At 35.1% G+C, this 25,337-nt stretch carries 22 protein-coding genes and 1 tRNA gene; 3 read left to right on the top strand and 20 right to left on the bottom strand.

The window, feature by feature from the left end; all coding sequences use genetic code 11:
- Positions 1-3 precede the first annotated feature (3 nt).
- The 11 genes from AAE962_RS03855 to secB all read right to left on the bottom strand — a co-directional run bounded on the left by AAE962_RS03855 (position 4) and on the right by secB (position 15,626).
- Complete coding sequence (locus tag AAE962_RS03855; RefSeq protein WP_343288645.1) at positions 4-843, bottom strand: glycine--tRNA ligase subunit alpha; 840 nt, start codon at positions 841-843, stop codon at positions 4-6.
- 44 nt (positions 844-887) lie between these two features.
- Positions 888-1,646 (bottom strand): phosphatidylglycerophosphatase, encoded by a 759-nt coding sequence (locus AAE962_RS03850; RefSeq protein WP_343288644.1) that lies wholly within the window; start codon positions 1,644-1,646, stop codon positions 888-890.
- Between the two features lie 661 nt (positions 1,647-2,307).
- Positions 2,308-3,306, bottom strand: a complete 999-nt coding sequence (gene hemB / locus AAE962_RS03845) for a porphobilinogen synthase (protein ID WP_343288643.1) — start codon at positions 3,304-3,306, stop codon at positions 2,308-2,310.
- On the bottom strand, positions 3,299-4,324 hold the full coding sequence (gene nuoH / locus AAE962_RS03840; RefSeq protein WP_343288642.1) for an NADH-quinone oxidoreductase subunit NuoH: 1,026 nt from the start codon (positions 4,322-4,324) through the stop codon (positions 3,299-3,301). The genes hemB and nuoH overlap by 8 nt, the downstream gene beginning before the upstream one ends.
- Entirely contained in the window at positions 4,308-6,377 is a 2,070-nt protein-coding gene (nuoG, locus tag AAE962_RS03835) for an NADH-quinone oxidoreductase subunit NuoG (protein WP_343288641.1), read from the bottom strand. The genes nuoH and nuoG overlap by 17 nt, the downstream gene beginning before the upstream one ends.
- Positions 6,362-6,574, bottom strand: a complete 213-nt coding sequence (locus AAE962_RS03830) for a hypothetical protein (RefSeq protein WP_006279675.1) — start codon at positions 6,572-6,574, stop codon at positions 6,362-6,364. Before AAE962_RS03830 ends, nuoG begins: the two co-directional genes overlap by 16 nt.
- A gap of 257 nt (positions 6,575-6,831) precedes the next feature.
- On the bottom strand, positions 6,832-8,289 hold the full coding sequence (locus AAE962_RS03825) for a leucyl aminopeptidase (RefSeq protein WP_343288640.1): 1,458 nt from the start codon (positions 8,287-8,289) through the stop codon (positions 6,832-6,834).
- Positions 8,290-8,424: 135 nt separating this feature from the next.
- Positions 8,425-9,066 carry a protocatechuate 3,4-dioxygenase gene (locus AAE962_RS03820; RefSeq protein WP_343289576.1) on the bottom strand — a complete coding sequence of 214 codons (642 nt, stop codon included), beginning with the start codon at positions 9,064-9,066 and terminating at the stop codon, positions 8,425-8,427.
- Positions 9,067-9,232: 166 nt separating this feature from the next.
- Positions 9,233-12,373, bottom strand: a complete 3,141-nt coding sequence (putA, locus tag AAE962_RS03815) for a bifunctional proline dehydrogenase/L-glutamate gamma-semialdehyde dehydrogenase PutA (protein WP_343288639.1) — start codon at positions 12,371-12,373, stop codon at positions 9,233-9,235.
- A 121-nt stretch (positions 12,374-12,494) separates the two neighbouring features.
- Positions 12,495-15,116, bottom strand: coding sequence for an aconitate hydratase AcnA (acnA, locus tag AAE962_RS03810; RefSeq protein ID WP_343288638.1), 2,622 nt, complete (start codon positions 15,114-15,116; stop codon positions 12,495-12,497).
- A gap of 6 nt (positions 15,117-15,122) precedes the next feature.
- Positions 15,123-15,626, bottom strand: coding sequence for a protein-export chaperone SecB (gene secB, locus AAE962_RS03805; protein WP_343288637.1), 504 nt, complete (start codon positions 15,624-15,626; stop codon positions 15,123-15,125).
- A gap of 164 nt (positions 15,627-15,790) precedes the next feature.
- On the opposite strand from secB, the gene AAE962_RS03800 reads away from it, so the two are divergent.
- The 3 genes from AAE962_RS03800 to AAE962_RS03790 are packed head-to-tail and all read left to right on the top strand — an operon-like array spanning position 15,791 to position 17,804.
- Positions 15,791-16,450, top strand: coding sequence for a Tim44/TimA family putative adaptor protein (locus tag AAE962_RS03800; RefSeq protein WP_343288636.1), 660 nt, complete (start codon positions 15,791-15,793; stop codon positions 16,448-16,450).
- A gap of 14 nt (positions 16,451-16,464) precedes the next feature.
- Entirely contained in the window at positions 16,465-17,169 is a 705-nt protein-coding gene (gene dnaQ / locus AAE962_RS03795; protein WP_264719603.1) for a DNA polymerase III subunit epsilon, read from the top strand.
- A 35-nt stretch (positions 17,170-17,204) separates the two neighbouring features.
- Entirely contained in the window at positions 17,205-17,804 is a 600-nt protein-coding gene (locus AAE962_RS03790) for an SCO family protein (RefSeq protein ID WP_343288635.1), read from the top strand.
- A gap of 52 nt (positions 17,805-17,856) precedes the next feature.
- On the opposite strand, the gene rnc is transcribed toward AAE962_RS03790, so the two are convergent.
- From rnc to AAE962_RS03745, 9 genes are all read right to left on the bottom strand, one after another.
- Entirely contained in the window at positions 17,857-18,549 is a 693-nt protein-coding gene (rnc, locus tag AAE962_RS03785; RefSeq protein WP_026092689.1) for a ribonuclease III, read from the bottom strand.
- Positions 18,550-18,641: 92 nt separating this feature from the next.
- Positions 18,642-19,709: a quinone-dependent dihydroorotate dehydrogenase gene (locus AAE962_RS03780; RefSeq protein WP_343288634.1), complete on the bottom strand. Its 1,068-nt coding sequence runs from the start codon at positions 19,707-19,709 to the stop codon at positions 18,642-18,644.
- A 72-nt stretch (positions 19,710-19,781) separates the two neighbouring features.
- Positions 19,782-20,579 (bottom strand): hypothetical protein, encoded by a 798-nt coding sequence (locus AAE962_RS03775; protein ID WP_343288633.1) that lies wholly within the window; start codon positions 20,577-20,579, stop codon positions 19,782-19,784.
- Between the two features lie 107 nt (positions 20,580-20,686).
- Positions 20,687-20,758, bottom strand: a tRNA-Cys gene (locus AAE962_RS03770).
- Positions 20,759-20,764: 6 nt separating this feature from the next.
- Positions 20,765-21,655 (bottom strand): class I fructose-bisphosphate aldolase, encoded by an 891-nt coding sequence (locus tag AAE962_RS03765; protein WP_343288632.1) that lies wholly within the window; start codon positions 21,653-21,655, stop codon positions 20,765-20,767.
- Between the two features lie 58 nt (positions 21,656-21,713).
- A complete protein-coding gene (locus AAE962_RS03760) occupies positions 21,714-22,088 on the bottom strand; it encodes a hypothetical protein (protein WP_343288631.1) in 375 nt (124 codons plus the stop codon).
- A 27-nt stretch (positions 22,089-22,115) separates the two neighbouring features.
- Complete coding sequence (locus AAE962_RS03755; RefSeq protein ID WP_343288630.1) at positions 22,116-22,334, bottom strand: hypothetical protein; 219 nt, start codon at positions 22,332-22,334, stop codon at positions 22,116-22,118.
- A 23-nt stretch (positions 22,335-22,357) separates the two neighbouring features.
- A complete protein-coding gene (locus tag AAE962_RS03750; RefSeq protein ID WP_343288629.1) occupies positions 22,358-22,711 on the bottom strand; it encodes a hypothetical protein in 354 nt (117 codons plus the stop codon).
- Between the two features lie 56 nt (positions 22,712-22,767).
- A complete protein-coding gene (locus AAE962_RS03745; protein ID WP_343288628.1) occupies positions 22,768-25,050 on the bottom strand; it encodes an AAA family ATPase in 2,283 nt (760 codons plus the stop codon).
- Between the last annotated feature and the right edge of the window lie 287 nt (positions 25,051-25,337).

The raw sequence follows: 25,337 nt of genomic DNA, 5'->3' as shown, positions 1-25,337 counted from the left end.
ATTCTACTTTGCTCTATATAATTCACAGCATTTTTTTGTTAACTCTCTCACTCTACCAATATAGGATGTACGTTCATTCACACCAAGCACACCTCTTGCATCAAGTATATTAAGTAGATGGCTCGTTTTAATACATTGGTCATAAGCTGCTATCGGCAATTCTTTTTCAACAAGGAATTTACACAGTTTTTCTGTATCCTCAAACTGCTGTTGTACTACTTTAGTATCATAATAATCAAGTGCCAGGTAAGAAAACTCTCGCTCTCTTTGTTTAAAAATATCTCCATAAGTTACACCATTATCGTTCCACATTATGTCGTAAACATTATCTACACCCTGTATGCACATTGCTAAACGCTCTAACCCATATGCTACTTCACCAGGAATTATTCTGCAGTCAATACCTCCCACTTGCTGTATATAAGTAAGTTGTGTTACTTCCATTCCGTTGCATGTAACCTCCCAACCAAGACCGGATGCACCAACACTTGGGTTTTCCCAATCATCTTCAATAAACTTAATATCATATTCTTTTGTCGATACACCAAGAGCTTTTAAGCTATTTAAGTAAACATCTTGCAAATTGCTGCCAGATGGTTTTATTATAACTTGGTATTGATGATGCTGATATAAGCGATTAGGGTTGTCGCCATAACGCCCATCTGTAGGTCTTATTACTGGTTGTAGATACGCAATTTTTGTTGATTTTTCATCAATTGCTGACATGATTGTTGCGGGATGTAGTGTTCCAGCTCCAACTTCAGACGTATATGGATGAAGTATAGTACACCCTTCATCTGCCCAAAAATCTTGTAATCCCTTTATTATATCATGTAGATTCACGCAAACTGTATATCTTTTAAACTTAATACATAAGCAAATAAGTACTATTCTATACTTATTTTTTTAATAGTGCCATGAAAATAGTCACTCAAGGCTATTGAACTTTCTTTTACATACTCAAATATGCTTTTGTTTAGAACAATCGCATCATGCATAGTCAGATCGCAGAATATAAATGCAGTCAAGTACAATAAAATCACTGCATAAAACACATGAAAAATCCCTTCAAATGTGATTGATATTGCATTGTTATAACTAAGCTGTATCGTACTTATCGGCCATGGTTTTATTACTTCTACAATATTAAAAAATAAATAAGGTATTATAAAGAAAAAGAACAAATGCATAAGATCATTAAACCAAAATGGACATTGAAGTATTGCCTTGCATATACTTAAATAGAATTTACTTACAATATAATAAATTGACATTATTGCCGGCATCGAAAGCGCAACAGTCATCACCTGTCCTGATGCTATTTGTACTACTATATTCTCATCACTGCTGGCTGAAGGATCTTGAATGTGAAAAATGGATATTGCAACTAATTGAAGCACTAACATAACTATTGCTAGCTTGGTAAAAATAGCAGCTACAACTATGCCTGAATTCGGCATTTTATATAGTATAAAATCACCTCCGTATGTAAGCATTAATATAATGTCGGTAATAAATAATATTAGAAAAGAAGACCAATAATGCTGCCAACCCGGTAAATATCCTACTCCTAAAAAAGAGCTTACTATTTTGGCAGGAAAAACCTTGCCTAGCATCTTACCCAAAAATTGAAAAAAAATCCCCATGTCCTAACTAACACTTGACTTATATTTTTCACAATACTGAATTGTAATGGACTTATCAATACACTTCTTGCATAGAAAAAAGGCAAATAGTTAAAAACGATCTAAGTTTACCAATAACCGTTGCCCCTTCTATCGTCATCCCAGTGCCCATAGATTGGCTCTTTTTTTCTAGATTCCAGTACTGGAATGACATAGTGGAATGTTATCCAAGTTGCCCATTTGTGTCATTAGATCTCTTGCATAACTAAAATTCAAAAGTTGATGTCATTCCAGCGCATGACGCTGGAATCCAGACCAGGTAATAAGAAGCGCTGGCCTGAAGCTTTAGCTATAAATATTAAAAAATTTACCAAATAAAAAAAAGGCAAAAAATCCCCTTGTAACGAGTTTTAACCCTATAATAATTTAAATTGGCATTGTAATAATGTGCTAACACTTAAAATAAGCGTGTTTTGGCTGAATGTAGAAAAAATAAAAAAGACATGCAGCCGCTATAATTTTATGTAATCTGCCAATATATACCTGAGTTTTTTACTGAATTTTTGTTGTTAAATCTGCAGAGATTAAAAACAAGGATAAATACTCTTATTGATATGATAAGGAAAGTGGGAAGGTTTGTCAAGTCATTTCGGCCAGCTACCTATTTAGATGTTCCACACTGCTAAGTAGATACCAAATTTTTTGCAATATCAAGTGCAGCATAGGTAAATATTGCACTTGCACCTGCACGTTTAAAACCAATTAAAGACTCATAAATCACTCTGTCATAATCCAGCCAGCCATTATTTGCTGCAGCTTTTATCATTGCGTATTCACCGCTTACTTGGTAAGCAAAAATTGGAAAATTAAACTTTTCACTTGCTGTTTTTATTACATCCAAGTATGGCATACCTGGCTTTATCATAATAAAATCTGCGCCTTCATCTATATCCATTTCGATTTCGCAGATTGCTTCGCGTGCATTTCTATAATCCATTTGATAACCACTTTTATCAATGAAATTTGATGACGCACACGAACCGACAACCTTCCTGAATGGCGCATAGAAGCTAGAACAATACTTTACTGCATAGGACAATATTGACACATTCTGAAGGTCATTATCATCCAATGTTTCTCTTATTTTTCCTATCCTGCCATCCATCATATCAGAAGGAGCAACTATATCGCATCCTGCTTTTGCTAAAACAAGAGCTTGCTTACATAATACTGACACAGTCTCGTCGTTTTCTACATCTATCCTACTGCTTTTTAAAATGCCATCATGACCGTGAGTAGTGTATGGGTCTAGTGCAATGTCTGCAATAATGCCAATATCCGGTACATCTGATTTTACAGCACAAATTGCTTTACAGATTAAATTGTCAGGATTGTACGCTTCCTCAGCGTTTTCAGATTTTAGTTTACTATCAACTACAGGAAAAATTGCAACAGCATTAATTCCCAAATCCTTAGCTTCCTGAGCTATGGAAACCAGCCCATCTATTGAATAACATTTGATATCAGGTAAGCCAGAAATTGGCTCAATTGTTTCTTCTCCGTCATGAACAAATAAGGGAAAAATCAAATCATTTACTGATAAAGTGCTTTCACTTGTTAAAGTGCGAATCCACTTGCCTGAGCGCCTACGCCTTAACCTTGTATTTGGGAAATTAAACATTGGATCCAGGCAAATTCCCAGTAAAAAGCAACACTCCTGAAATGAGTATAACCCAAAGTACCGATATTGGCAAAAATACTTTCCAACCAAGACGCATTAATTGATCATAACGATAACGAGGTATTGTAGCTCTAATCCAAACAAATATAAACAAAAGTACAACTATCTTCAAAACAAACCAGATTAAACTAGGAATTTTATACAGCAAACTAAGCTCTAATGGAGGATACCACCCTCCTAGAAAGAATATTGTCATCATAGCGCTTGCTAAAATCATATTTGCATATTCTCCCAAGAAAAAGAGAGCAAAAGGCATTGATGAATACTCAACATTATACCCAGAGACAAGCTCTGCTTCAGCTTCTGGCAAGTCAAATGGGTGACGGTTAGTTTCTGCAAGCAAAGAAATAAAAAATATTATTCCCATAGGCATTAGTAGCAAATCAATCCAAAATGGCATATTATGTTTCGCTACCACCATCTCTCCGAGATTTAATGTGCCAGTTGTAATAACAACTGTAGCAACTATTAGACCTATTGAAACTTCATATGAAATCATTTGAGCAGCTGACCTTATAGCGCCAAGAAATGCATAATTAGAATTACTAGACCAGCCTGCAATAATAATGCCATATATTCCCAAAGAGGATATAGCTAGCACATAAAGCACTCCAACATTAATATTTGCTATTACCTTAGGGATTATTACCTGCTGTCCATTTTCTGTAATTATTTCAGCTCCAAATGGTATAACTGCCCAGGAAATTAATGCTAAAATAAAGGTGAGCATTGGAGCCATAATAAACAGTATGGTGTTTGCTCTAAATGGTATTATCGGCTCTTTAATTATCAATTTAATAGCATCTGCAAACGGCTGCAATAAACCAAATGGCCCTACTACACTTGGACCATGTCTAAGTTGAATTGCACCAATAACTTTGCGCTCAAAATATACTAAATATGCAACTGAAAGCAGTAGCGGTACTAAAACAAATAAGATATTAATCAGCGTGTCCATGGAAAGCTTTAGTACAATCTGCCATTATTTTTGAAGCGCGACTTATTGAGTCTGTCATATAAAAATTACACTTTTTTAGAGTGAAAGGGATATTACTTAATTTGATCTCATCATAGGCAATCGACACCCATTTATTTTTTACTACTTGGTCAGCATCTTTAAACTGTAGGCCAACAGTGTCTAATTTTTTTCTCACGTCAAATAAACTATCATATAGCAAGGAAAGACACAAATATTGGGATAAATTTTTTATAATCAACCAATCTTCCTTTGCTTCACCAGGAGGAAAAACAGCTAAATTCGTTCTCTGTACTCGCCCTTCAGTATTTACATAAGTTGCATATTTCTCTGTGTAAGCAGCTCCAGGTAGAATAACATCTGCTATGTGTGCTCCACTATCACCATGATGGCCTTGATAAATTACAAATGTACTTTCTAACTTTGATATATCAATTTCATCTGCGCCAAGAAGATAAACTACTTCTATCTCACCACTTTCTGCCTGTTTTAGCATCTGATTAATGTCTTTTCCACCTTTGCTAGGAACAAATCCAATATCGAGTCCACCAACCCTTGCTGCAGCCTTATGCAGTACGTTAAAGCCATTCCAGTCATCTCTGATCATGTTAAATTTTTCTGCAATTTTGCCAGCTAGAGCTAAAACTGATTCAGAATCATCTCTTATTAATGCATCTTGACCGATAATTAGCATAGGGTTCTGAGCCGCACTCAGTAACTCACAGAATTTATGATTTCCCTCTTCTATTTCTTTTAGAACGTTTGGACCATCACCTAATCTTTCAACATTATATAGATATTCAAGATTAGGACCAATATTTGCAATAGTGAAATTACCTTGTAAATATCTCTTTCTCAATCTTGCGTTAATTATTGGTGCTTCTATTCTTGGATTTGTATTTATAAGCAGACATAAATCTGCATTTTCTATACCCTCAATAGTGGTGTTGAATACATATGACCCACGATTATTTGGTATAAGCTTTGCTCCATCTTGCCTGCAGTCTATATTCCCCGAACCAAGCTTCTGCATCACTTCTTTGAGTAGAAGCATAGACTCACAATCTGCTAAATCACCTGCAATTGCAGCTATTTTGTTTGATTTCGTACTCTTTAGTTTCTTTGCAGCAACAGTTAATGCTTCATTCCAATCAACTGGGGCTAATTTACCATCTTTTTTTACATAAGGTCGATCAAGACGCTGAACTTTTAGTCCATCATAGGCAAAACGGGTTTTATCTGATATCCATTCTTCATTTACCTCTTCGCTCAGCCTTGGTAATATTCGCATAACTTCCAGGCCACGATAATCAACTCTAATGCTACTTCCCACAGCATCTAGCACATCTATAGTTTCACAATGTAATAGCTCCCATGGACGTGCTGTAAAAGAATAGGGCTTTGAAGTTAAAGCTCCCACCGGGCAAAGATCTATAATATTCCCAGATAATTCAGAGCTAATATGCCTTTTTATGTAAGTACTAATCTCTATATTTTCTCCCCTTCCAATTCCTCCAAGTTCATTTGTACCTGCAACATCAGACAAAAATCTAACACACCGAGTGCAATGAATACACCTGTTCATCGCAGTTTCAATCAGCGGACCAAAATGTTTTTTTGGCACAGCCCTCTTATATTCATCAAGTCTGCTGATTCCTTTACCATAAGCCATCGTGATATCTTGCAAATCGCATTCACCACCTTGATCACAAATTGGGCAATCAAGCGGGTGATTTATTAGCAAAAACTCAAGCACACCTTCACGCGCCTTTTTTACCTTGGGAGTATTCGTGTGAATAACCATATCCTCTGCAACTGGCATTGCACAAGAAGCTACTGGTTTTGGAGGTCCACCCTCAACTTCAACCAAACACATTCTGCAGTTACCAGCAATTGCTAAACGCTCATGATAACAAAACCTCGGAACTTCAACGCCCACAACTTCACAAGCTTGAATTATAGTGAGCCCATGCTCTACTTCACATTCCTTAGAATTAATAGTAACTTTAACCACAACTACTATACAGCTTCCCACTTTATAGGATTTCCGCTTACCTCATCTTCAACTAGATTGCCGTTATCGTATTGAGCAGACATATAGTTCATACGTGAATCACGGTCTATATATCTAACCGGCTTTACCGGTTTATCCTTATACATTTTTTGTTCTGCTTTCTTACGCTGAGTAGGGTTATTTTTACTAGCTGTTTTCGCTTTTCCGCCTGCTGCCATATAAACTCCTAAAAACTTCCTATTTTATTCTAACACTTAAGTATATACCGTCAATACCAAATAGCTTTAAAGTTTTAATAGTCCATCATTACAATCATCATTTGAACAAAATACTTTCTCTTGATGCTGCTCAAGTGTGTAACTTTAGAATCCCCAAAAAAGAAAATGTAAGTTACTTTGATGATATCATTTTCTACGTCTTATAAATAGACATTCATGTAGCCGTAAATTAAGCTATAAACTCAATATAAAGATCCTTAATTATTAATCTCATAGTACTTCTCAACCAACTTATTTAGCAACCTTACACCGAAACCTACTGCCCCTCTTGGAGAAATATCAGTGCCTTTTTCGTGCCAAGCAGTGCCTGCAATGTCTAAATGTGCCCAACAAGTGTAGTTTACAAAACGCTGTAGAAACTGTGCAGCCATTATACTATCTCCACCAGAACCTGCAGGAGCTATATTTTTCACATCAGCAATCGGCGAATCAATAATTTTGTTATAAGTTTCATTCATAGGAAATCGCCATAATTTCTCATTTACTTCATTTCCTGCATCAATCAGATGATTCGCTAATTCATCGTTATTTGAAAAAAGACCAGCATATTCATTATTTCCCAGTGCAACCACTATAGCACCAGTTAAAGTTGCAAGGTCAATCATAAATTTCGGTGCAAATCTATCTTGTGTATACCATAAAGCATCTGCAAGTATGAGCCTTCCTTCTGCATCAGTGTTCAACACTTCTATCGTCTGTCCAGACATCGAAGTTACTACATCACTTGGTCTTTGAGCATTACCGTCCACTGCATTTTCTGCAAGTGCAACTACACCAACTGCATTTACCTTTGCTTTTCGTCCAGCTAGAGTACGCATCACCCCAACCACAGTAGCAGAACCCGCCATGTCATATTTCATTGACTCCATGCCACGCGAAGGCTTGAGTGACACTCCACCAGTATCAAACGTTATGCCTTTACCCACAAAAGCTACAGGCTTTTGTTCCTTGGAAGCTCCATTCCATTTGATCACTACTAATTTTGGCTCTTTACTACTTCCCTGTGCTACCCCAAGCAATGCTCCCATTTTTTTCTCTTCCATCTGCTTCTTACCAAGCACTTCGATTTCAAGTCCAAGCTTAGTAAGCTCGGTTTTTATATAATCAGCATAGGATTCTGGATATAAAACATTAGGTGGTTCAATGGTAAGAGTACGTGCAAGAAATATGCCTTCACCTTCTTGTCTTAAACGCTCAAATGATTTTTCAGCACTACTGAATTGCTCATCTTTCGTTAGCACTGTAATCTCCTCTAATTCTGTAACTTTTTCATCCTTTTTGGTTTTATACTTATCAAATTTAAAACTGCGCAAAAATGCACCGTATGCAACATTTGCTGCATTGCCTTCGATTGAGATTGCCGCTCGCTTGATTCTTAATCTGCTTAGCTCACAATATATTTTACCACCAATATTTAATCCTTTGCTTTCATCCCATTCATCTCTCATTCCAAGACCAGCAACTATAATATTTTTTCCCTCTGATGAAGTAACGGAGAAAAATTCACCGAAACCTCCATTAAAATCACTAAATTTCTTGATGTTATCTATAGCTTGCTTATCTTGTAGAACATTAGTTATGAGCTTATCACCCTCAAACAAACCTACCACTAGCGTCTCAAAATCGGGTAAAGCTTTAGAAATTGTTATCTTCATCGTTTACATCTCCGTTGCAAATAATTGTAAGCTGCACATAAAGCATAGTAAAAACATTAGTAAGATATTTTTCATATACATTTTAAGTACAATAGCGCTTAAGACTACTATGAACTACCATGATATGCAAGGGCTTTATCTTTTATCAGAAAATTTGTTATGCCCACCTAGGGTTATATTAAATGTGTAGGTCTTCATAGCCTGAGTGTTATAAGTAAATGGTGCTATCAGAAGGCTTGCAAGTCCACTCTCAATAAAATTACCAAGAAGAAGATCATCACAGTTATCGCAATTATGATCAGCAAAAAACATTTGTGTTGTGAATTCTGGAAAATCTGGATGTTGGACCAAAAAGTTGATGTGTGGAGCCCTATCACCAATTTTACCTGGTACTATTGTAATAAAATTATAATAGCCAAGGTTATTTACTACAAATCTTCCTGATCCAGCAAAATTTGGATCAAGCTCCACATTTTCATCATAATAGCTCATGCCAAGTGAGTCTGCGTGCCATATAGAAACCACAGCATTTTGTATCGGTAAGCAATTTACATCAGTAACTCTACCCACTACATTTATTAATTCTCCTGCTGCATTATTTGGAGATCCAGGTTTTCTTCTTAAATTATTTGAAGAGTTAAAGCTTTTTGGCCTTGTTTCAAGATCATAAATCCCTGGAGTTTCAATACAATTAAGCAAAATAGGATCAGCCGCAAATAATGACAAATCGAATATAAATTGTACTAAAAACGCTAATAAGATATTTTTTACATTCATTTTGTTTATAGTGCTTTTATCAGAATTATAGCAACCTTTTTCTTTTATTAAAGACAAGACTTTCTTTTAATCCTCCTTAGAATCACAACTATCCTTTCAGTGTATGAGTTTTAGGTTTTAGTACTGCATACACAACTGCACGGACTTCCAATTTAGAAATTGCAAATCAATCCAAACACGCAAGTGTAATGTTACCGCCACATGCTGTAGTGTTGACACTTACAACCTTTTCTATAGAAAAACGTTGCAGATAATTAGGACCACCAGCTTTTGGTCCGGTACCTGACAGTCCTCTACCGCCAAATGGTTGTGTTCCAACTGCTGCACCTATTTGATTGCGATTGATGTATACATTTCCAACTGATATTTTCTTGCTTATTAAATCGATCTGACTTTGTACACGGCTTTGCAAAGAAAACGTAAGTCCATATCCTGTATTGTTTATATCACTTATAACTTCATTTAACTTCGACTTATTAAAACGTATGATATGTAAAATAGGTCCAAACACTTCTTGCTTTAATTGCGAAATTTTTTGTATCTCATAAATGTACGGAGGAAAGAAATAACCATCATAAGAATTTGTATCCATGGGTACCTTGGACAAAAGGTTTGAATCTTCATCCCTTGATATTTTTTCCGTATGTTTAGTGAGCATATCAATAGATGCTTTGTCAATTATTGGACCAATATCTGTGCTCAGTTGTATTGGGTCACCTATCTTTAGTTCTTGAGCTGCATTGCATATCATTTTTATCTGTTTTTCTGCTATATCTTCTTGAATAAATAGCACTCTGAGAGCAGAACAACGTTGACCGCCACTGCGAAATGCAGAAATTAAAACATCCTTAGTTACCTGCTCTAAAAGAGCAGAACTATCAACAATCATAGCATTTAATCCACCAGTTTCAGCGATAAGTGGCACAATAGGACCATCTCTGCTGGCAAGCATTCTATTAATTATTTGAGCGGTCTGTGTTGAGCCGGTAAAAGCTACACCGGAAATTCTATTATCTGGCACTAATATTTTACCTAAATATCGACCATCTCCTGGAACAAGATGTAATACATTTTTTGGTATTCCAGCTTCGTGTAGTATCTTAACGGCTTCATAGGCAATAATCGGCGTTTGCTCTGCCGGTTTTGCCAGCACTGCATTACCTGCTACAAGTGCAGCTGAAACCTGCCCAATGAAGATAGCAAGTTGAAAATTCCACGGTGATATGCATAAGAAAACTCCTCTGCCCTCAAAAAAGATGAAGTTATCTTCACCTGTTGGACCTGGCAATTTTTTCCAGTCATTCAGTTCGTTTTTTGCTATCATTGCATAATAGCGCAAAAAGTCGATTGCCTCTCTTACTTCTGCTATTGCATCGGATAAAATTTTTCCTGCTTCCAAGATCAGAATGTAAACCAACTCTTTCATCCTTTCTTCAAGCAAATCTGCAGCTTTTTCAAGGCATTTAGCGCGCTCTTCTGATGAAATATTCTGCCACTTAGTAAAAGCACTATGTGCTATTTCAAGAGCATTTAAAGCCTGAGCGCTTGTTGTACTTGACACTTCTCCAATTACATTTTCCAAATGTGCAGGATTCACTACTTCGATAAATTCAGCACTGTCAAGTAGTGCCTTTCCATCAATTATTGGCCCAACTTGCCATTTCTTTTCACTAAATTTTTTTATATCATTTGCAAATTGCGAAACTGTAATTGAATCACTAATATCCATCCCCAAGGAGTTTTTTCTTTCCTTTCCAAAAATATCTTGTGGCAATGGAATGTTTTGATGAGGTTCATATTCTAAACTTTTAGCTTTTTCTAATGGATCCGAGACTAATTCTTCAATTTTAACGTTAGGATCATTTATTTGATTGACGAACGAACTATTAGCTCCATTTTCAAGAAGACGCTTAACAATATATGGTAATAAATCACTACGTTTACCAACTGGTGCATATATACGACATCTGATGCTTGTTGCAAGTTCTGACATTGCATAATCATATAAATCCTCACCCATTCCGTGTAAACGCTGAAACTCAAATCCAGGATGATCTTTGTCAGCAAGCTCTATTATAGTAGCAAAAGTATAGGCATTATGAGTTCCAAAGCATGGGTAAAAGTGATTTACTTTGCTTAAAAGCTTCTGTGCACACGCAAGGTAGCATACATCAGTATAGCTTTTTCTTGTAAATATTGAATAACCACTTAACCCTAGCTCTTGTGCACACTTGATTTCTGAGTCCCAATATGCACCTTTCACAAGCCTTACCATAATTTTATGCTTTGATCGGATAGCAACATCCTCAACAAAATCAAGCACAGATAAAGCACGTTTTTGATATGCTTGTACAGCCAAGCCAAGCCCTCCCCACTGAGAAAGTGACTCATCAAGACGCAGTTGCTCGAATAAAACTAATGACATCTCAAGTCTTTCTGATTCTTCTGCATCTATGCATAGTGAAATGTTGTATTTTTTTGCTTCACGACAGAGCTCTAAAACCCTAGTAAATATCTCACCAGCAATTCGGTCAAATTGACCAAATTCATAACGTGGGTGCAAAGCAGAAAGTTTTATTGAAATTCCATGGGATTTAAAACAATCATTCACTTCAGTAGTTGCACCTATAGCTTTTATTGAGTGCATGTATGAATCAAAACACTCTTCTGCATCTTCAGCTGTGTGAGCAGCTTCGCCAAGCATATCAAAAGAGTATAAAAACTTACTATTGTCATCTAGTTTTGCATATCTTAAAGCTTCTTCTATGGTTTCTCCAACAACAAAATGATTACCAAGCATAGACATTGCTTGTTTTACTGCTTTGCGAATGATCGGTTCTCCTAAATTCTTAAGTAACTTAGAAATTGCGTAATAGAACTTCGAATCGCCTTCATTATCTCTCAATATACTGCTACCTATCATCAAGCTCCATGTGGAAGCATTAACAAACAATGAAGAGGAACGCCCCAAGTGTTTATTCCATTCTTGGTTGGTAATTTTATCTTTGATCAATTCGTCTATTGTGTAATCATCTGGTATTCTAAGTAGCGATTCAGCAAGGCACATCAATGCTATTCCTTCATCATTGGAAAGCGAATATTGCTGCATAAAGGAATCTACAATACTTAATTTATTGTGTTTGATTTTTTCAATAACTTGTTTTGCAATATTGTAAATTCTGTTTTTCGAATCAACCGAAAGTTCTACTTTTTCTACAAGATAACGTACACAGCTTTTTTCATCAGTACGATAAAATCCTTGTAAACGTTTTCTGAGTTCATTAGGTTCTTGTATAGAGCTAATCATAATTATCTATAAAATACCTTTACTATATGTAAGGTAAAATTATATCATAACTTCGCATAGAACAAATCATTATTTAAAAGGACCAGGGCTGGAGCTAAAAGAAGTCTAGTACTTACTTTTACTAAGTCGAAAGAAGTATGTAGCTTAACACTCCACCACTCATTAAGTATTTAATCTCAGTTGCGGTTTGTACACAGCATTTGAGTTGTATTGATTGCTTTGAATTATCCTGTCTTTTAATGATACATTCTAGATTTCCATTTGATACTATTTCACCTTTTATGCTTATTATCTCACTACCATCAAATATCTTTCTGGTTATTCCATTTTGGAATATAAGTGGAAGAACACCCATGCCGACCAAGTTGGACCTATGTATGCGTTCAAAACTTTCTGTAATCACAGCTTTAATTCCCAGTAATGCAGTACCCTTTGCTGCCCAATCCCTACTTGAACCTGTACCATATTCTTTTCCTGCAATGACAACTAATGGAACAGCTTCTCTTTTATATTGCATTGCTGCATCAAAAATTGACATAGTTTCTTGAGAAGGAATATGTTTTGTATAGCCACCCTCAGCGCTCACCATTTTATTTCTTATTCTGATATTAGCAAAGGTTCCACGCATCATTACGTTGTGGTTACCGCGGCGAGATCCATATGAATTGAAATCTTGCGATTCAACTCCAAGACCTTTTAAATATATGCCTGCAGGACTATTTGAGGCAATATTCCCAGCAGGGGAAATGTGGTCGGTAGTGACGCTATCGCCAAACATCGCTAGTATTTGCGCATTCTTTATATCAACTATGTTGCTTCCATTGTTCTTAGTCGATAAATTATCAAAATAGGGAGGGTTTTGTATATAAGTGCTTTTCGCGTCCCAATCATAGATTTCACCTTTCTCACACTTTATCTTTTGCCAATGCTCATCACCAGAAAAAACATCCTTATACTTTTGTATGAACATTTCACGCGTCACAACACTTTTAACACAGCTCTCAACTTCATTATTTGTTGGCCATATATCTTTGAGATAGACATCATTTCCATTCTTATCTTTGCATATTGAATCTTTTGTCAAATCAATTTGCACAGTGCCTGCAAGTGCATATGCAACAATAAGTGGCGGAGATGCCAAGTAATTAGCTTTGACTAACTGATGAATTCTTCCTTCAAAGTTACGATTGCCAGACAAAACTGCAGCAACAGTTAAGTTTTTGTTTTTTATATCATCCTCTATATCCTTATTAAGTGGACCAGAATTTCCAATGCAAGTTGTGCAGCCATATCCAACTAGATTAAAACCCAAAGCATTTAGATCTACCTGTAATCCAGACTTTTCTAAATATTCTTTCACAACTTGTGACCCTGGAGCAAGAGAAGTTTTAACCCAAGGCTTTGATTTTAATCCAAGTTTAATTGCATTACGAGCTACAAGACCTGCAGCAATCATCACACTTGGATTTGAGGTGTTAGTGCAGCTTGTTATTGCTGCAATCACTACGCTGCCACTCTGGAGCTGATCGCCATAGATAGGTTCCAACGTAGGTCTGTTTGTCTCATTAATAGGAAAAGATGTAGAAAAAGATTCCGCTACTTCTGAAAGGAAAATCTTATCCTGTGGTCTTTTAGGACCAGCCATCACTGGCTTTACGCTTGATAAATCAAGCTCTAGTGTGTCAAAAAATGCTAACTCATTACTGCTACGCCACAATCCCTGCTCTTTTGAATAGACTTCAACTAATTTGATCAGCTCTTCTGGTCGCCCTGTTAAATGTAAATAATCGAGTGTTTCCTGATCAATTGGAAAAAACCCACAAGTTGCACCATACTCTGGGGCCATGTTAGCTATAGTGGCCCTGTCTGCTAGAGATAAATAATCTAAACCATCACCATAAAATTCTACAAATTTACCAACAACACCTTTTGTTCTTAGGATACTGGTAACCGTCAGCACTAAATCAGTCGCAGTTACTCCTTCCGGTAGTCTGCCAATTAATTTAAATCCAACTACTTCTGGAATCACCATACTAATTGGTTGACCAAGCATCACAGACTCAGCTTCTATGCCTCCAACACCCCAACCAAGGACTGATAACCCGTTAATCATTGTAGTGTGACTGTCAGTACCAACTAAAGTGTCAGGATATATGACCCCATCATTATTACACACAACTTGCGCTAAATACTCAAGGTTTACTTGATGGCAAATTCCAGTACCTGGTGGTACTACTCTAAAATTTGTGAAGGACGACTCTCCCCACTTTAAAAATTGATATCTCTCCAAATTTCTTTTTACTTCTAGCTCAACATTTTTACTGAATGCGGAAGTGCTTCCATAACTATCTACTTGAACAGAGTGATCGATCACAAGATCAACAGTTACAGATGGATTTATTTTGCTTGGGTTACCTCCGTTTTTCTTCACATAATTACGCATTGAAGCTAAGTCAACGACAGCAGGAACTCCTGTGAAATCCTGCATCAAAACCCTTGCTGGCTTGTAGCTAATTTCGTGATTAATGTGTTTCTTGACGCAATTTGCTAATATCTTTATGTCATCTAATTTAACGCTTACTCCATCTTCGTTGCGCAATAAATTTTCAAGCAATACCTTGAGTGAACAAGGCAATTTGGTTAAATTTACTCCTAAGAATTTACCAGCGTTACTTAGGTTAAAGTAGTTATATAACCTTCCATCAATATTTAAAGTCGTCTTTGCATTTAAAGAATTGTTCATCCTGTATTAGTTAAAATTGGAATTACTAGCGCTACTTTTTTGTTGTTGACTTTGCTGCTGATACATAGTTTCAAAATCTATAGGATCTAGCATAAGTGGAGGAAACCCACCACTACTTGTAGTTCTTGCAATTACTTCTCTTGCAAAAGGAAAAAGAAAAGTAGGCCCGCCAATAAACAAAGCTTGTCTTACTTCCTCTTTACTCAACTCTTTCAAATTTTCTATTGAAAAAATACCACAATACTTTATCTCACAAATGAAAGCTATACCATTTTTTATATCTTCATCTTTTACCGTCGCTTTGACTTCTATATGCAAATTAATTTCATGAAAAGGTTTTTCTTCATTTATTCCTTCTTTGCTTTCCGTTCCTTCTAATTTTGCTGAATTAATATTAACCGTTACATTAATATCGTGAGCTTTACTAGAAGGAAGGAATGGCGAATTTGGATTCTCAAACGAAAGATCTTTGACATACTGACCATGAATTTTCATTTTGTGTTGTAACATTTCTTACTTCTCCTTTAATTAAGTTGAGATATTTAATACTTTCTTATATAATATATTCATTTATAAACGAATAGCAAACCTAACTATAGGCTAATATGCAAAACATATTTTTATCAATAATTAATAATATTTAGATACTTTATATACCAAGGGGTTAAGTTACCATGATAGAGCTTGTAATATATGCTTTACTAGCGGCGTTTATTTTTTCACGCTTATACAATTCTTTAGGAAGATCAGCCAGTCTCAACCTAAAAAAGCTAACAGTTGTATTGGATGCAAGTCAAAGTAAAGAGGATGTGGTAGAAAATATCGAAGATTATATTTATAGCAACGACAAAAGTTCAATAGAAGCTACTTATAAACAAATATTACAAAAAAACAGAGAGTTCTCTATTTCCAATTTTATAGAAAGTTCAAGCATAGCTTTTGAATTAATAATTAAATATTTTAACCAAGGGAATTTACCTCAATTAAAATCCCTTCTGGACAAAGATTTGTATAACAGCTTTGTGGATAAGATTAAGCATCGTAAAGAGATACACGAGTCTATAATTGTTTCTATCGTTTCACAAAAGATCTTAGAAATAAAGCTAGTAAAAAACGTAATATTTATTGCATTATATTTCCTTTCAGAGCAAATTAACTTCGTTAAGAATAATGAAGGAGATATCATATCAGGTAGTATTTCTACTATTAACAAAGTTGAGGATGTATGGCAATTCAAAAAAAATATTAATTCATCAGATCCAACCTGGTTGCTTGTTTCCATTAACTACAAGAAGGCAAGTACCGATAAAAATTTAACAGCAAATGACAAGTAAGATTAGTTACACCGATGGAAAGTAGGCTACGAGAAATAGTACTTGATACTGAAACTACAGGTCTTGACACTGAGTCTGGCCATCGAATTATCGAGATAGGATGTGTAGAACTAATTAATCGTGTTCCAACAGGTAAAACATTTCATCGATATCTTAATCCAGAAAGAGATGTACCTTACCACTCATTTAAGATTCATGGTATTAGTGAGGAGTTTTTAGAGGATAAACCACTATTTTCAGATGTTGCATTTGAATTTCTCGACTTCATATCTAATGACATTTTGGTGATTCATAATGCTGAATTCGATGTTAAGTTCCTTAATATGGAGTTAGGCAAGTTAAATGCTAGGTTAATTTCCTCAGATAGAGTGCTAGATACATTGCCGCTTGCAAGAAAAAAGTTTGTAGGATCACCTGCTTCTTTAAATGCATTATGTAAACGTTTTGACATATCGCTGGAAGGTAGAGAGTTGCACGGAGCATTAGTTGATGCTCAATTGCTTGCAAAGGTCTACGTTGAGCTTACAGGAGGATTGCAAACCTTTTTGTTTAATAGTAAATGTGATCAGGACAATAGCTCTACGTTTATTCAGCATAAAGTGCGAAATTTAGCTCGCAGAGAACATTCACCAAGCAGCGAAGAAATTGATGAGCATAAGAAATTGTTAGATAAAATTAACAATCCACTTTGGAAGGAATATGTTGAATCAATCAGCTAATCAAGATATGATTTAATTTTATTGGAAACGCTTTAATGGTAAAATTCATAAGGTTATTGTCTGGTTTATTAATAATAGTAGCAGCTGTCTTCTTAGGTTATTGTTATTTTACCAAGCAATGCATATTTGTTTCACAAAATACAGAAATTAAAATAGGTGGGGATTTTTCTTTGATTAATCAAGACGGACAAACAGTACGCAGTAGTGATTTTAAAAATAAGTATATGATGATTTTTTTCGGATTTTCCTCATGCAAAAGAATTTGCCCTATGAACCTCGGAATAATTTCAGAAACACTTGCAAAGTTAGATAAGAAAACTGACAATAAGATACAAACATTTTTTATCACAGTTGATCCTGAGCGCGATAACATAGAAAGGCTTAAAGAATTTCAGCAGCAATTTGACCATAGAATACAAATGCTAACTGGTGAAAGACAAAAAATAGATGAAGTAGTTGCAAAGTATAAAGTATATGCAAACAAAGTAGGTGGAGAAGAGGAAATTAACCATTCTTCAATAATATACCTTATCGGCCCTGAAGGAAAATATGTCACAAACTTTGTAGCTGATTTAAATTCAGATGAAAGTCAATCTGATAAGATTCTGGCTGAGATAAAAAAATATGTAAGCTGAACTAAAGAGCTTAGCTTACTTTAAATTTATGCTAACGGCTGTTTTGATTAAACTAAGTCGTTTTTTTAATTTTTTCTAGGATCAACTCAGCAGCTTTTTGTTCAGCAATTTTCTTACTAGGAGCGCATGCAGAAACTTTGTCATAACTCTCTATGCAAACTGATATAGTAAATTCAGGATTGTGTGCTGGTCCAGTTTGTTTTACAAGCTCATACTTTGGTAAAGGTAATTTATTTCTCTGAGTCCATTCTTGCAGTGAAGTTTTAGGATCTTGAGGAGGATCGAGGATGTCTTTAGCTAGCTTTTCCCAATGTTGGATAATAAATTTTTCAACACTCTCAAGTCCACCGTCAATATAAATTGCACCTATTAGTGCCTCAAGCGAATTTTCTAAATTTTTTAAGTTACATTTCCCTCCGTTGCAACGTTCACTATTATTCATTATGATAAAGTTACCTAACTCTATTTCTTTAGCAACATTAGCAATGGTACTGCCACAAACTAGATCCGTTTTTCTTTTTGCCAATGCTCCTTCTTTTTCTTCAGGAAACATTTTAAACAGCATAGCAGATACAACCATGTTCAAAATACTATCGCCCAAAAACTCTAGCCTTTCGTAGCTTACGATCTGGTCTTCGCTATTCCTTTTATTTACGCTTGGATGGGTTAATGCCTCTTCTAATATTGCATGATCTGTAAATTTATAATTAATAACTTTAGATATTATATCGTTCAAAACTTTCATGTTCATCATTCAAAAGAAAAGCACTCCATATCATACCTTTACACTAAAAAGTTAGCTCTACTTTACTAAAACAATATCAATAACTTCCAAAATTAATGTATACAACCCACTGCTTCAGTAATGTTACTAAATCCATCTCTTTTTACCAATTCTGCAATCTCCAGATTGATTTTGTTCACAACTTGATGCCCCTGATATACGAGAGCAGTGTACAGTTGTACTAAAGAGGCTCCTACCTTTATTTTTTCATATGCGTCAATACCACTTGAAACTCCCCCACATCCTATCAATAGAACCCTGCTCTTAGTAAGCTTGTACATATCACTCAATAACTCGGTTGAAAGTTGAAACAATGGTCTGCCGCTCAACCCACCACTCTCATTATAGTAAGAATCTCGACTTATCGTAGTGTTGCTTACTATTAAGCCGTCAATTTTATATTCTAGTGTAAGCTCAGCGATATTTTCTTTTGTTTGCTGATCTATATCTGGAGAAATTTTTAATATTATCGGTATGGATTCAGAGCTATCGATTGATTTCCGGGTTAGAGTGATAGATTTCAACAATTTGGATAATTCTTGTTTATTGTGCAAATCGCGCAAGTTAGGTGTGTTTGGGGATGAGATGTTCAGTACTATATAATTGCTCTTTCCATATACTATCTTTATTAAGTCAACATAATCGCTGATTTGGTCCTTTGATGTACTGTTTCTTCCTATATTTATACCAAAAATACAATCACCAAGTTTAGTTTTACTTATCTGTTTAAGAAAATAGTCTACTCCTTTATTATTAAATCCCAATCTATTAATTATTCCTTCATCTTTAATTAATCGAAAAATTCTCGGTTTTTTATTTCCATATTGGGGATGTTTAGTTACAGTACCAGCCTCAATAAATCCAAAACCAAATGAGAGCATCGGATTTACAACTTCCGCATTTTTATCAAAACCTGCAGCAAGACCTACAGGACTCCTAATTTTATTACCAAAAAAGTTTACATTTAAAGACTTAGGTAGTTCTATAGGTTTCCTACAGGGCATCTTTTTTAACGCCGTTATTACCAAGGAGTGAGCGATTTCAGGCGGCAGTAAAAACAATAAATTACGTAATATCATTTTGTAAAACACTTTGCTTATTTTTAGTTTATTTTTTACCATGCAACAAGAATAACTTAGAAAGCTTGAGGTTTATCAAAATAGTAAGTATATAGTTTCTATGAGTAGTAAAAACTAATTTTTCTGAAGGGAAACCAGAACTTGATCAGTATTTTTATCTACTAATTCGAGGTAGCCAAATTTGTTAATTTGAGATTTTATTAGTATAGGAATCTTATTTCGATTTAAATAAAATCCCTGTTTTGATTGTTTATTAATTCGCAACCTTACATCCCCATTTTTCCAAGCAAGCATCTTATTTATTCCAGATTTTTCTTTACAATTATCTTCATTTACAAATCCTAAGTATTCATCTTCTGAAGAAGATATTGCAATCTTGCATATTCTATACCCTACCCAATTCCCTAGATATGGATCAGTATCGTCTTTTTCGTGAAGCTTGAACTCTCCTTTGACATATTCCCATGGAGCTTTTGCATCACCTACCTTTTTTAGAAAGAGTACGTCCTGATCAAAGTTTATAATGGTCCTTGTATGAAATGTTGTTAAGCTTGTGTCCCATAATAGTTTTTCTGTGATGCTAAAATGCTCTTTATCCTTTTGCATATTTTGAAATGATACGATTATCACATCTGCTCCAACTTCTCTTCCATAGTTAACATATTGACTAGCACGCCCATGTTTGGCTGTGAATGATGACTTACCTATTAACAGAAAGTCATTAAATAACGCATTATATATAGTCTGTGCACTGTAAGCTGTACCGACGTAAACCGGCTGTTTGTTGGATGAAGGGTACTTTTCTGGTGCAAGATGAGTATACGAGATCTTTAATAAATAGTGAAAAGTGCAACTGGTAAGCAAGAAGGGCAAACCAATCAATAATAAAACTTCTGTTAATCTCTTTGGCATTTTACTGATTATATTTTGAATATAGTATCTTATTTTTTTAAATATTTCATTAAAAGCCACACTTCTTGTTAAAATTTCAGAAGAAAAAACGATCTAATTGGAGTAAGAGGCCGGGACCGGAATTGAACCGGTATAAAAGGATTTGCAGTCCTCAGCATAAGCCATTCTGCCACCCAGCCGTTTTTTTATGCGTAGATATTAATTATATCTTTTAGCATAGATAAAGCATCCTCTTTTTTTCTTTGAAAAGTGTTGCGCCCGATAATTGAACCATTACCACCACCTTGCTTAATTTCTTTTGCCTCATTGTATATATCATCCACTGACTTTGACTCACCACCAGAGAAAACTACTATTCTTTTTCCTGCAAAGCAAGACTTTTTAATATATTCAATTCTTTTAGATAATGATTCAATATTTTCTATTTTTTCTCTTTCAAGATGATTGGTTGGAAGTTTTACTTTTATTATGTTGGCACCGAGCAAAGCCGCTATATGCGCAGCATAAGCAATCACATCAACTGCTGTTTCACCTTCTTTGGAAATCCCTTCACCACGTGGATAAGACCATAGCACTACAGCAAGGCCACAAGATTTAGCCTCAGCTATAATTTTGCGAGCTTCTTCCATCATATCAAAACACTTAGCAGAACCAGGATATATAGTAAACCCAACAGCCATGCAGCCCAAACGCAGCGCATCTTTTACAGAGGCAGTTATTGCTTGATCTGAAGTTAAGCTTTTTGAGTGCAAAGAGTTAGCGCTATTAAGCTTCAAAATAAGTGGTAGCATTCCAGCATAAGTTGAAGCACCAGCTTCGATCATACCAAGCGGAGCAGCGTATGCACTTACTCCTGAATCAACTGTAAGCTGAAAATGATAATGTGGATCGTAAGCATCAGGGTTAACTTCAAAACTTTTTATTGGTCCGTGCTCAAATCCCTGGTCTACAGGGAGAATTACTAACTTGCCAGTTCCACCAAGTTTCCCATGCATAAGAATGCGAGTAAGATTCGCTTTTACTCCAGGGTTTTCACTTTCGTAGTAACTTAGGATTTGTTTTACTTCTTCACTCATTAATATCTTCAAATTTACTCAAACTGTAGCAAAAACTATAGTTGAAGCAAAGAACTTTTTATGCTCTTGTTCCTACGCCTATATTTAAAGGTGTAACTTTAGGATCGGTGGTGTGCTGTTGTGGTTTTTCTTGAATTAAATCTTCAAAATACATTTTAACAATAGGAAGAATGAGCGGCATAAGCACTAATTTATAGTCATACCATGCAAACTTTTCCTTGTATCTAAATTCTGCATCTTCTTCGTATAAAGGCTGGATGCAGTGCTCACTATATAATTCAGAAGCTTTTATAAAAGTTCTAAGTAAAGCAATAAGTAATAAATCTAATGCTAAATTAGCCATAAGCACCATTCCATATTGAACAGGCCAGCCATTTTGTGCAATTTCCGACGCTAAACTGCACACAGCAAACGCTGCTGCTATACATAGCACATAACTATCAGCAGCAATAAGTAATTTTTATCCCCTATTTAACCTATCTAGATTTTCTTCTTGTGAACCTCTTTGTTTACTTGCTGCATAAATAATACTACAAAAGGATATAATAAATAACCATGGCCAAATCCCGATGCTGAATGCATAAAATTTATAAGCAACGCTTTGCACCTTGCTACCATTAGCAAGTTGCGATAAGCAATATTCGACTTTATGCGACGGATTAAGTATAACACCTGCCAATATATAAAATAAAGCCGCTCTAATTATAGCCTGCCCTCTACGCGATAAAATCTCATCGATTTTTCTTTGTTTCCCCCTAATCCTTCTGGTGAAGTTGTGTGCATAGAAAAAATTCTTCCTGCTTTTAAAGCATTAAGATATTGCTCCAGCCTATCTTTATCTGCGCTAAGTTTTTTAAACTTTTCTTCAGCTATTTTCTTCTCTTTCTCTCCTACTACTTTGTCAGGATGACATTTTAATGAATCTTTTCTAAAGCACCGCTCAACTAACTTGAGTATATCATCAAACTCCTGACCTATTAATTCCTCTGCTTTTATTCCCAGTCTTGAAAATAAATTTTGATTACTGTAATATTGATTTCTGGTTAAACTTGCCACTATAGCCTCATTAAAAAATAGTGACTATACTACAAATTTAATACTCAAGCAAGAATTTAAACTATATCAAAAGCAATTCCGTGTTTACCAATATAAATCCTTAATTTCTTTCCTTTAATTAATCGACGATTCAGTATTTCTTCAGCCAAATGACTTTTTATCTCTTTTTCAATCAGCCTCTCTATTGGGCGTGCTCCCATTTCTTTGCTATAACCTGTTTGCGCAAGATAAGACTTTACTTCCTCTTCGACTGAGCAGCTTATACCCTTTTGCACAAGTTGTTTTTTTAATTCCTGAATAAATTTATCCATAATGTGCAAAATGACATCTAAATTGAGGTCAGAAAAAGAAATGACTGCATCCAAGCGATTACGAAATTCAGGGCTAAAAATCCGTTCTACTGCTTTTTCGCTATCACCAATATTAAAGTCCTTATACCCAAAGCCAATAGAACTTTTGCTACGCTCAAATGCCCCTGCATTGGTTGTCATAATTAAAATTGTATTGGAAAAATTAACTTTACGCCCGTAAGTATCTGTAACATAACCATAATCCATGACTTGTAGTAATATATTGTAAATATCACTATGAGCTTTCTCAATTTCATCAAGAAGTACCACACTATATTGATTGTTAGATACAGATTCTGTAAGCAATCCACCTTGATCGTAACCCACATATCCAGGAGGGGAACCAATCATTCTAGATATTGTGTGAGGTTCCATATACTCGGACATATCAAATCGTATAAGGTTCATACCCATATTCTGTGCTAATTTCTTTGCAAGCTCAGTCTTACCTACGCCAGTTGGTCCTGCAAAAAGATAATTTGCCAAGGGTTTACTGTAACTTCTCAGACCAGATTTAGCAATTTTAATAGAATTAACAAGAGACTCTATCGCTTGCTCTTGACCAAAAATGGCTTTCTTGAGATTTTCTTTCAAAGATTTTACTCTTTGCACATCATCAAGCTCGCAAGGTACGTTTGTAATCCTAGTGATAGTATTCTTAATATCTCTACTGTTTATAATTTTTCGCCTGTTTTTTTGTAACTTACAATACGCCCCTGCTTCATCTATAACATCAACTGCTTTATCAGGTAATATTCGCCCAGTAATATACTTGTGTGAAAGTTCAGCTGCAGATTTAATGGCTTGTTTCGTGTAATATACTCCATGGTACCCTCCATAGTAATGCTTTATACCATCCAATATCTTTATTGTATCATTAACAGAAGACTCTTTTACATTAATTTTTTGAAACCTTCTTGCTAATGCTTTATCCTTTTCAAAACTATTCCTGTATTCTCTGTATGTAGTTGCACCTATACAACGCAATGTACCTCTTGCAAGCGCAGGTTTAAGCAGATTGCCAGCATCAAGAAAGCTGCCACTTGTTGAACCTGCTCCAATAATAGTGTGTATTTCGTCAATAAAAAGAATAGCACCAGGTTTTGCCTCAATTACTTTTATTATAGATTTTATTCTCTCTTCAAAGTCACCTCTATAGCGTGTTCCTGCAAGAAGTGATCCTAAATCCAAAGCATAAATTGTGCTGGATCTCAGTGCACTCGGAACGCTGCCTTCAATAATTTTCAACACCAAACCTTCAACTATTGTTGTTTTACCAACACCTGGTTCTCCGACATATAAAGGGTTATTCTTTCTGCGTCTTAGTAAGATTTCTATAGTGCGATTTAATTCATAATCACGACCAATGATATAATCTATTTTTTTGCTTCTTGCATAATCATTTAAATTTCTACAATAATTTTGTAGAACTTCTTCATCTTTTAATAATTCACCTTTATTTGCTACAGTAGAGATATCGTTATTTTTATCAAGTTTTATCTTGCGATTAGCTATGTATTCTTCTACATCATCTGAATATCTTATATTAGATATATTATCAATCAAATTAGAATCCTTTGCATTTCGTTTGCGCAATAGATCTTCAACGTATGAACCTTGTTCAGAAGACAGAATCTCCAATAGAACACTTGCTCCATTTATTTCTTTTCTCCCTAAGCGATGAGCCCGTATCATGGCTTTATGTATTATGCATTGAAATAGCGAATCAGGCTCAATTTTATTGACAGTTAATTCGGAGTTGTCTTGCAAAAAACCTTTTATATTATTACCACGACCATTTCTTAATATAATATTATCTATATTTATGATTTCATCAGCTCTGATGTTACATCTTGATAAAACATAATTTACATCCAAATCTTTGGTTAATGCTAGCAACAAATGTTCCACTTTTGCATATTTAAGCTTACAATTAGAAGCAATCTGTAACGCTCTATTTAAACTTGCCTCTAAATTTTTAGAAATCATCTATTCTCTTTAAAAGTGTAAATCTATATATAATTAGTAGCACACAATTATTAAAAAAACTGAAATCTAGCAGCTCGTTGTAGCCAAATTGAATTAAGCTACAGATTATAGTCCACACATCCTAACATTATACCGTTGTGATAATCTCAAAACGTTATAAGCAGCAGAATTAAGATTATCAAATTGTAGGTAAATCTAATTTGGGCTAGCTATATATTCTTTCTACCATCCTCCAATCACTTCGCTTTTCAGCAAGTTTACTGGAGCTTTTAAAGAATAGAAGAATA

Source organism: Wolbachia endosymbiont of Encarsia formosa (assembly GCF_039540065.1).
Taxonomy (GTDB): Bacteria; Pseudomonadota; Alphaproteobacteria; order Rickettsiales; family Anaplasmataceae; genus Wolbachia.
The sequence above is the reverse complement of the archived record's forward strand: the minus strand, read 5'-3'. Positions and strand labels throughout refer to the sequence as shown.

Excerpts from the sequence above, each read along its gene's own strand:
- nuoH (WP_343288642.1), bottom strand. The coding sequence starts at position 4,324 with ATGGACACGCTGATTAATATCTTATTTGTTTTAGTACCGCTACTGCTT.
- AAE962_RS03825 (WP_343288640.1), bottom strand. The coding sequence starts at position 8,289 with ATGAAGATAACAATTTCTAAAGCTTTACCCGATTTTGAGACGCTAGTG.
- AAE962_RS03830 (WP_006279675.1), bottom strand. The coding sequence starts at position 6,574 with ATGGCAGCAGGCGGAAAAGCGAAAACAGCTAGTAAAAATAACCCTACT.
- dnaQ (WP_264719603.1), top strand. The coding sequence starts at position 16,465 with ATGGAAAGTAGGCTACGAGAAATAGTACTTGATACTGAAACTACAGGT.
- hemB (WP_343288643.1), bottom strand. The coding sequence starts at position 3,306 with ATGTTTAATTTCCCAAATACAAGGTTAAGGCGTAGGCGCTCAGGCAAG.
- acnA (WP_343288638.1), bottom strand. The coding sequence starts at position 15,116 with ATGAACAATTCTTTAAATGCAAAGACGACTTTAAATATTGATGGAAGG.
- AAE962_RS03775 (WP_343288633.1), bottom strand. The coding sequence starts at position 20,579 with ATGCCAAAGAGATTAACAGAAGTTTTATTATTGATTGGTTTGCCCTTC.
- AAE962_RS03820 (WP_343289576.1), bottom strand. The coding sequence starts at position 9,066 with ATGAATGTAAAAAATATCTTATTAGCGTTTTTAGTACAATTTATATTC.
- rnc (WP_026092689.1), bottom strand. The coding sequence starts at position 18,549 with ATGAAAGTTTTGAACGATATAATATCTAAAGTTATTAATTATAAATTT.
- AAE962_RS03745 (WP_343288628.1), bottom strand. The coding sequence starts at position 25,050 with ATGATTTCTAAAAATTTAGAGGCAAGTTTAAATAGAGCGTTACAGATT.
- secB (WP_343288637.1), bottom strand. The coding sequence starts at position 15,626 with ATGTTACAACACAAAATGAAAATTCATGGTCAGTATGTCAAAGATCTT.
- AAE962_RS03780 (WP_343288634.1), bottom strand. The coding sequence starts at position 19,709 with ATGGTAAAAAATAAACTAAAAATAAGCAAAGTGTTTTACAAAATGATA.
- AAE962_RS03800 (WP_343288636.1), top strand. The coding sequence starts at position 15,791 with ATGATAGAGCTTGTAATATATGCTTTACTAGCGGCGTTTATTTTTTCA.
- AAE962_RS03790 (WP_343288635.1), top strand. The coding sequence starts at position 17,205 with ATGGTAAAATTCATAAGGTTATTGTCTGGTTTATTAATAATAGTAGCA.
- putA (WP_343288639.1), bottom strand. The coding sequence starts at position 12,373 with ATGATTAGCTCTATACAAGAACCTAATGAACTCAGAAAACGTTTACAA.
- AAE962_RS03850 (WP_343288644.1), bottom strand. The coding sequence starts at position 1,646 with ATGGGGATTTTTTTTCAATTTTTGGGTAAGATGCTAGGCAAGGTTTTT.
- AAE962_RS03765 (WP_343288632.1), bottom strand. The coding sequence starts at position 21,655 with ATGAGTGAAGAAGTAAAACAAATCCTAAGTTACTACGAAAGTGAAAAC.